The 8,806-nt window shown below is 40.8% G+C and carries 8 protein-coding genes; 6 read left to right on the forward strand and 2 right to left on the reverse strand.

What is annotated here, in order from left to right; translation table 11 throughout:
* The first annotated feature begins 339 nt into the window (after positions 1–339).
* The 5 genes from ACJ004_RS24945 to sdaAA all read left to right on the forward strand — a co-directional run bounded on the left by ACJ004_RS24945 (position 340) and on the right by sdaAA (position 5,933).
* A complete protein-coding gene (locus ACJ004_RS24945; protein WP_410895834.1) occupies positions 340–1,530 on the forward strand; it encodes a glycine C-acetyltransferase in 1,191 nt (396 codons plus the stop codon).
* Positions 1,531–1,611: 81 nt separating this feature from the next.
* Complete coding sequence (locus tag ACJ004_RS24950) at positions 1,612–2,592, forward strand: L-threonine 3-dehydrogenase (RefSeq protein ID WP_410895835.1); 981 nt, start codon at positions 1,612–1,614, stop codon at positions 2,590–2,592.
* A 208-nt stretch (positions 2,593–2,800) separates the two neighbouring features.
* The gene (locus ACJ004_RS24955; RefSeq protein WP_410895846.1) at positions 2,801–4,198 is read left to right on the forward strand and encodes an amino acid permease; all 1,398 of its coding nucleotides are present in this window, start codon (positions 2,801–2,803) and stop codon (positions 4,196–4,198) included.
* Between the two features lie 122 nt (positions 4,199–4,320).
* Positions 4,321–4,980 (forward strand): L-serine ammonia-lyase, iron-sulfur-dependent subunit beta, encoded by a 660-nt coding sequence (sdaAB, locus tag ACJ004_RS24960; protein ID WP_410895836.1) that lies wholly within the window; start codon positions 4,321–4,323, stop codon positions 4,978–4,980.
* Between the two features lie 53 nt (positions 4,981–5,033).
* Complete coding sequence (gene sdaAA / locus ACJ004_RS24965) at positions 5,034–5,933, forward strand: L-serine ammonia-lyase, iron-sulfur-dependent, subunit alpha (protein ID WP_410895837.1); 900 nt, start codon at positions 5,034–5,036, stop codon at positions 5,931–5,933.
* Positions 5,934–5,978: 45 nt separating this feature from the next.
* Here sdaAA and ACJ004_RS24970 read toward each other — a convergent pair whose 3' ends face one another.
* Positions 5,979–7,049, reverse strand: coding sequence for a sulfite oxidase (locus tag ACJ004_RS24970; protein WP_410895838.1), 1,071 nt, complete (start codon positions 7,047–7,049; stop codon positions 5,979–5,981).
* Between the two features lie 198 nt (positions 7,050–7,247).
* Complete coding sequence (locus tag ACJ004_RS24975; RefSeq protein ID WP_410895839.1) at positions 7,248–7,880, reverse strand: histidine phosphatase family protein; 633 nt, start codon at positions 7,878–7,880, stop codon at positions 7,248–7,250.
* A gap of 691 nt (positions 7,881–8,571) precedes the next feature.
* On the opposite strand from ACJ004_RS24975, the gene ACJ004_RS24980 reads away from it, so the two are divergent.
* Positions 8,572–8,806: hypothetical protein (locus ACJ004_RS24980; protein WP_410895840.1), on the forward strand; the 235-nt coding region annotated here is incomplete at its 3' end.

The raw sequence follows: 8,806 nt of genomic DNA on the forward strand, positions 1-8,806 counted from the left end.
ATGATTAGTTTTTTTTAATAGTATTGACAGTTTTTCAACATAATTATAGAATAACACTGAAATATAGGAATCTATATATTGCTAAAACGGTTGAGAGAAGAATCAACTAAACTAGCTTATTATTACACTTTCAATTCCATTGCATAGCATCATGCGTTCAAAAGTAGGATTGAAAAATTTCGGGAGTAATTATTTATCGAGATATAATTGCTTTTTTTTGGCGCCAGTTTGGAATCGCTTTCAAGTTGGTTGACTTTATAATAATTTTCCCGATGAAAAAACACGAGTAGGTGTTATGTGAAGAATCCTGAGTGAGGTAATTTAAAAGGAGGAATTATTTTGGCAAAAAAGGTTTTAAAGGACTTCTTAACACCCCAACTGAACGAGTTGCGGGAAAACGGCCTTTACAATGTCATTGACTCTATAGAAGGACCCAACGGCCCTATAGTTACCATCAATGGCAAATCATTAATCAATATGTCATCCAATAACTATCTTGGCCTTGCCAATAATGAAAGAATGAAGCAAAAAGCGCATGAAGCAATCGAAGAGTATGGGTTGGGGGCTGGTGCGGTCCGTACCATCAATGGTACGCTGACAATTCATAATGAATTAGAGAAAACAATTGCCAAGTTCAAGCATACCGAAGCTGCAATTGCGTTCCAATCCGGGTTCAATTGCAACATGGGTGCCATTTCAGCCCTGATGACAAAGAAGGATGCAATTCTCTCCGATGAATTGAACCATGCATCGATAATTGATGGATGCAGATTATCAGGAGCAAAAATTATCCGCGTCAAACATCAGGACATGGACGATTTGCGCCGAGTTGCGAAAGAAACAGTTGAAAGCGGTTTGTACGAAAAAGTCATGTACATCACGGACGGAGTTTTCTCAATGGACGGTGATGTAGCGAAGCTTCCGGAAATCGTTGAAATTGCTGATGAGTTTGGTTTAATCACCTATGTAGATGATGCTCATGGCTCAGGTGTAATGGGTAACGGTGCCGGTACAGTCAAGCATTTTGGCCTCTCAGACCGAATTGATCTGCAGATTGGGACCCTTTCAAAAGCGATTGGCGTCGTAGGCGGATATGTAGCAGGTACAGAGCAGCTGATTGACTGGTTGAAAGTTCGGGCACGTCCGTTCCTGTTTTCAACCTCATTGACTCCGGGGGATGCGGCGGCAAGTATTGAAGCGATCAATATTATGACCGAATCGACAGAAAAAGTTGAAAAGCTTTGGGAAAACGGAAGATATCTAAAAGAAGGCTTAAAGAAACTTGGTTTCGATATTGGCCATTCCGAAACGCCAATTACCCCATGCATCATAGGAAAAGAAGATCTTACCCAATTATTTTCTCGCAGGCTGATGGAAGAAGGCGTTTATGCAAAATCGATCACCTTTCCAACGGTTCCTAGAGGTACTGGCAGGGTTAGAAATATGCCTACTGCTGCGCATACCAAGGAAATGCTGGATAAAGTTCTGGCAGTCTATGAAAAAATAGGCAAAGAATTGTCTATTATCTAATCGTTTAAATTTTTATAAAGAATAACAGAATACTTGCATCAGTTGAAAAATGATAGAAGAAACCTCAGGAGGTCCCGTCAAATGAAAAAAATTCTTATTACTGGCAGTCTAGGCCAAATCGGTTCTGAATTGACACACCGTCTCAGAGTAATGTATGGAACAGAAAACGTTATTGCAACAGATATTCGCCAGATCGAAGGCAATCCAGTCATCGAAGGAGGTATATTTGAAATCCTTGATGTAATGGATTACGAAGCAATGCTAGGACTTTGCAAAAAATATGAAGTTGACACCCTCATGCATCTTGCCGCCCTACTGTCGGCAGTTGGAGAAACAAAACCAAAATTCGCATGGGACCTGAATATGGGCGGTCTTATGAACGCACTTGAAGTTTCCAGAGAGCTAAACCTGAAACTCTTTATACCAAGCTCCATCGCTGCTTTCGGACCGGAAACACCAGCAGAAATGACACCTCAGGATACGGTTCAAAGGCCTACCACTATGTATGGTGTAACCAAGGTAGCCGGAGAATTGCTTTGCGACTACTATTTCACAAAATACGGTGTAGACGCACGCGGAGTAAGGTTCCCTGGTCTGATTTCGTACAAGACTCTTCCAGGTGGGGGAACAACCGACTATGCAGTAGATATTTACTATGAAGCTCTTAAAAACAAGAAATATACATCTTTCATTGGCAAAGGAACCTATATGGATATGATGTATATGCCAGATGCAATCGATGCAATCATTCAATTGATGGAGGCTGACCCTTCACGATTGAAGCACCGCAATGCATTTAACATCACTGCGATGAGCTTTGAGCCGGAACAAATTGCTGCATCAATTAGGAAATTCATTCCTGAATTTGAAATCTCATACGATGTTGACTCTGTACGGCAAGGTATTGCAAACTCATGGCCAAATAGCATTGATGCATCTGCCGCACGTGAAGAATGGGATTTCAATCCACAATACGATCTTGATCGTATGACAAAAGATATGCTGGAAAATTTATCAGAGAAATTAGGCATTCCTTTTAGGGAGCTTGCGTTAGCCTTTTAATTTCTGAAAAATGGATAATGAGAATAAGCTTCCGTCTACGAAACTATTATAATCCATCCGTTTAAAAAAGACAATTGTATTTTTCGGGTGGACTACTTCGTGGGGATTATGCTATTCTAGTTTTTCTTGTCCTAACAAAATGTGAACAAAGGGTGTTTATGTATCTTGCTTGAAATTTGACAATAAGCAGTACAGAGGAGGAAATGAAATGGCAAACAAGGAATTGAGCAGGGGCTTAAGTTCACGCCATATACAGATGATTGCTTTGGGCGGAACAATTGGTGTAGGTCTATTTATGGGATCATCCAGCACAATAGGCTGGACGGGTCCATCCGTCATGCTCGCTTATGGAATCACGGGGATTTTTCTATATTTGATTATGCGCGCCATGGGCGAAATGCTCTATTTGGAACCAAGTACAGGTTCATTTGCAACATTTGGATATAAGTATATCCATCCATTAGCGGGATATATGACTGCCTGGAGTAACTGGTTCCAGTGGGTAGTTGTCGGTATGGCGGAAGTTATTGCAATCGGCACATATATGCAGTATTGGTTTCCAGATCTTCCTGCGTGGATTCCAGGCCTAATCGCGATGGTTATCCTTGGAGCGGCAAACTTTATTTCAGTTAAATCATTTGGTGAATTCGAATTTTGGTTTGCATTGATTAAAGTAGTTACGATTGTATTGATGATTGTTGCAGGTTTCGGCCTTATATTCTTCGGCTTTGGCAACGGAGGAGAAGCGACCGGCCTATCAAACCTCTGGAAAAATGGCGGCTTCTTTACTGGCGGGGTGAAAGGTTTCCTCTTTGCCCTATCACTTGTTGTTGGTGCGTATCAAGGTGTGGAACTTATCGGCATTACAGCCGGTGAAGCGAAAGATCCTCAGAAAACGATAAGAAACGCGATTCAAAGTACAATCTGGCGTATCCTCGTTTTCTATATTGGCGCAATTTTTGTTATTGTCACAGTTTATCCATGGGATCAATTGTCTTCTCTCGGAAGCCCGTTCGTAGCAACTTTTGCAAAAATCGGTATTACAGCTGCAGCCGGAATCATTAACTTTGTTGTTATCACAGCTGCAATGTCTGGCTGCAACAGCGGGATCTACAGCGCAGGGCGCATGCTTTATACTCTTGGAGTCAATGGACAAGCTCCAAAAGCGTTTGCGAAGGTTTCAAGTAGCGGTGTGCCTTTATTCGGTACCATTGGCGTTCTGATCGGACTTGGCGTTGGCGTTGTTTTAAGTTTCATTGCACCAGAAAAACTGTTTGTGTACGTCTATGCTTCAAGTGTCCTTCCAGGGATGGTTCCTTGGTTTGTCATTCTGATTAGCCAAATCAAGTTTAGGAAAGTCCATGCTGATAAAATGGCCAGCCATCCATTCAAAATGCCATTTGCGCCTGTCACTAACTATGTGACAATTGCCTATCTGACAGCGGTGCTTGTTGGTATGTGGTTCAACGAAGACACTCGTGTTTCACTAATCGCTGGTATCGTCTTCCTGGCTATTGTGGCAATCAGCTTTTATGCTTTTGGAATAAACAAGCGTGTGCCTGCAGAACTCCAAGCGGAAAATCTGACAGATAAGAAAGCAATGTAAACTTTAATATCAGAATAGGGACAGTTTTTATAAATTGTCCCTATTTTTTCTTAATGGCCGGATGCCAAGAAAGCAAACGTAACATCTAAGTAAAGAATAATCATAGAACTCAGGTGAAAACAATGAAATTTCGATCAGCATTTGAAATCATTGGTCCGATTATGATTGGGCCTTCCAGTTCACATACTGCTGGTGCAGTCCGGATTGGCCGCGTTGCCCGAACCCTGTTCGAGACCCAGCCGAAGAGGGCCGTCCTCTCGCTTTATGGTTCATTTGCCAAGACATATAAAGGACATGGAACAGACTTAGCTCTTGTTGCGGGATTATTGGATTTTGATACGTTCGACGAGCGGATTCCCGAGGCATTGGAAATAGCGGAACAATCGGGTATGGAGGTCATCTTTCAAGAGGAAGAAGCTGTTACAGAACATCCAAATACAGTAAAGATAAATCTTTTTGCTGAAGATAAAGAGTTGGAGATAATAGGTATCTCGATTGGCGGAGGATCCATTGAAATAACAGAAATCAACTCCTTCCAACTTAAATTATCGGGTGACCCTGCAATACTGGTCATGCATAATGATCGTTTTGGAGTCATCAGCTCGGTAACAACTGTTTTTTCGCAAAATAAAATAAACATCGGCCATATGGAAGTAGCCAGGAAAGATAAAGGCGACATGGCCATAATGGTCATTGAGTCCGATGAAAAGATAAATAACCAGTTGGTGAGCGAGCTGCAAAAGCTGGATAACGTTTTAAGTGTAATTCGTATGGTTGAATAATAGTGTTCTCAGGCACTAAACATAAATGAATAGAAGATTCAGGGGGAAATGTTATGTTTCGTAATGTAGCTGAACTTGTTTCACTGGCGGAACAACATCAGGTTAAAATAGCCGAAATTATGATTCGTCAGGAAGTGGAAGTTACTGGCCTTTCCCGTGAGGAAGTGATTTCTAAAATGGATCAAAACCTGACGGTAATGGAACGGGCTATTGATCGAGGGTTAAATGGAGTAAAATCACGCACAGGACTCACAGGCGGAGATGCAGTATTGCTGCAAAACTATATTAAGAGCGGAAAGTCTCTCACTGGCACATTGCTGTTAGATGCGGTGAGCAAGGCCGTTGCCACGAATGAAGTGAATGCAGCTATGGGAATCATTTGTGCCACGCCAACTGCCGGTTCGGCTGGAGTTGTCCCGGGTACATTATTTGCGGTAAAGGATAAACTCAATCCAACTAGGCAGGAAATGATTGAATTTTTATTTACGGCAGCGGCGTTTGGATTTGTCGTTGCAAACAATGCATCCATTTCAGGGGCTGCAGGCGGTTGCCAAGCAGAGGTAGGTTCGGCTTCAGGTATGGCAGCAGCTGCAATTGTTGAAATGGCTGGCGGTACGCCTAAGCAATCAGCAGAAGCGATGGCCATCACCTTAAAAAATATGCTGGGTCTTGTTTGCGACCCGGTTGCCGGCCTCGTTGAAGTGCCTTGCGTGAAACGGAATGCAATGGGTGCATCGAATGCTTTGACAGCAGCCGATATGGCCCTTGCCGGTGTAACCAGCCGGATTCCATGTGACGAAGTCATTAGTGCCATGTATGCGATCGGACAGTCAATGCCTTCTGCGTTAAGGGAAACAGCCGAAGGCGGTTTGGCGGCTACCCCGACCGGACGGAGGCTTGAAGCAGAAATCTTTGGCCAGCCAAAAGAAAAACTGATGGATTATTTAGTATAACTACTTCAAAAAGCTGCCGGTCATTCCAGGCAGCTTTTTGAAGTATCATTCTATCTTTACCTTAATTTTATCTATTGCATTGTATCCATAGCCTTTTTTATTCCAAAATGGTGTTGTTGGCTGAATTCTATTAGTAGAATCTGTTGCTTTCGACAAAATGGTGTATTCACCTTTCTCTAATATAGACCATTCATATGACCAAGAAACCCAGTCATAAACATCGGCATTTTTATTTTCGATTTTCGTATTTGACCACGTTTGCCCATTATCTGTACTGACTTCTATCCTTGTTATATAACCTTTCCCTGTCCAAGCAATACCTTTAATTAAGTGCTTACCAGTATTAAGAACATCCATATCTAAGGGTTTTTGTATGGTAGAATTAACATTTATATTTGTGACGGGTATAGCATCTTTGTTACTCTCTTTATGTGGATAATAAACATAGTCAATGGACTGGAATGGTCCTTTAAATTTTGAATCAGTAATAGTTATTTGCTTAATCCATTTAACGGAAGCCATAGCATACCATTGTGGAACGATTAATCTTAATGGATAACCATGCTTAAACGGAATTGGTTGATTATTATATTCATAAGCAATAATGGTATCAGGATGAAGTGCCTTTTCAATAGGTAAACTCCTGGCGTAAGTGAAAATGGAATCTAAGTCGGTCCTTTTTCCGTAATCATATCCTTCTACAATCACTTCTTTTGCCCCTTCTCTTATTCCAGCTAGTTCAAGGAGGGTTCGCAGCGGAACTCCTTTCCAATAACCTTGGCTAATGGCACCCTTTTCCCATTGTTCTCCAAATACTTTAGGGTCAAAAAAACTACGTTTGTTTCCTGCACATTCAAGGATTACTTTAACCGTTTTCGATGGAAGTTGAAGAAGATCTTGCATGGAAAGCAGCTTTTGGGTTAATACAGAGCCATTTATCGGAAGCCAATAGTTGGAATAAGAAAGAGAAGGATAAGAAAAGTGGTTTTGTCTATAAAATAAATGATTATTCATGATATCAGTTTCTATAAACTGAATGGGTGTTTCTTGACTTTCAGGATGTAAACTACGTGTCGTTAGATGTGGTTTCATAACTGGATCTTGTGAATAGGGCATAAGTTCCCTCCTAACTACAAAAGATTCAATAAAAATAAATATGATAATCTTTTTCTAATTAGACCCAGATCTTGTCTGAATGCAAGCCGCATTCGGAAAGGGGTAGGGAAAAAAACTGAAGCTGTCTGAATGAAGGTCGATAAGAGCGGTTCATAAAGCCCGAAAAGGGTGATGTCTTATGGGTTCAGGTCGATCATTTTACTTTAGGTAGTATTTATTTCTAAAAGAAGTGTCAGCAATCCTGTCTACATAAAATTCACCGTTTAAATATTTGACCACAGAAACACTACAATTTTCATGGTGAGTATAACTCCTCATTTTTGCTAATTGCATTAAATAGTTGCCGATTGTGACCCCATGTGAGAATACTAGAACATTCCCACCCTCATTTTTATGTTTATGAATGATCTCATTGATAGCAGAGCTTGTTCGTGAAAAAAGCTGTAAGTAGGATTCTCCTTCAGGTGCTGACATATTTAGGTCATTAAGACTAAATAATGTCTCTAGGATATTCCCATATTGAGCTAGAATTTCCGTTTGTAAAAGGGATTCCAAAACACCAAAGTTCATTTCCTTTAGACGTGGATCAGTAATAATGGGGATGTTTCGATGGCCTATGGCATACCTAGCCGTATCTACTACTCTCTGGCTTTCACTGGCATATACTGCTTTAAATTCTAATTCAGATAAACCGATTCCTACAGATTTAGCCTGTGCAATTCCGTTATCTGTAAGTGGTGAATCACAAAATCCCTGTAATCGTTTCTCTACATTAAAATGGGTCTCCCCATGCCGAACAAAATAAAGATTCACTTCTTTTTCAGAGGACAAATGTAAACACCTTCTTTGTATTGGAATTAATTGATTAAATGAATTTTACCATACATTACCAGTAGTTTGTAAATTTAATACACCAAGCAGTGAAGTCCAACTGTAGTTTTAATGTATTATTTATAGAATAAGAATTAATAGGAAATGTTTGTAAGGAAATGAGTTTTCTATTTGGAAAAAGTGTAGGTAAAAATAAAGGCGGTATTAATTGCAGATGATTCAGAGACATTTGTAACTAGAAGAATATCAGAAGTAAATCTTGAGTTTGGGGGGATTCGTGGGGACCGCCACTTCGGTGTCACCAGTAAGGCTGATTTAAGGCAGCCGATGTATCCAAAAGGAAAAGAGATTCTAAACCGCGCCAAATAACGATTGTGTCTGTGGAGGGATTGCTTAGGTGTTGAAGATGTTCTGGCTATGTGGTTAGCAACTAATGTCTTGGTAAATGGATTTCGTCAGTTTTATGTGTGAATGAAATCTTTGCAATTTAAACGTAACTGTTTATGATACGGTGAACCTTACCATAAATAGAGGCAGTTTAAAATATCGGTTCCACTTCCGAAAAGGCAAAGTTAAAATGCGAGGCTGTGATTGAAGCTGAGCTAACTTTGGATAGAGTAAAGCTTAAAAAGCAAAGTCATGTCCGAAGTCGCGGTAACTTCGGACAAGGTAGAGTCAAAAAAGCAAGGTCATGTCCGAAGTTGCGCTAACTTCGGACAAGGTAGAGTCAAAAAAGCAAGGTCATGTCCGAAGTCGAACTAACTTCGGACAAGGAAGTGCCAAAAAAAGCAAGGTCATGTCCGAAGTCGAACTAACTTCGGACAAGGAAGTGCCAAAAAGCAAGGTCATGTCCGAAGTCGAACTAACTTCGGACAAGGAAGTGCCAAAAAGCAAGGTCATGTCCGAAGTCGTGCTAACTTCGGACA

Origin of the sequence: Neobacillus sp. 204 (assembly GCF_046562815.1) — a bacterium.
Taxonomy (GTDB): domain Bacteria; phylum Bacillota; class Bacilli; order Bacillales; family Cytobacillaceae; genus Neobacillus.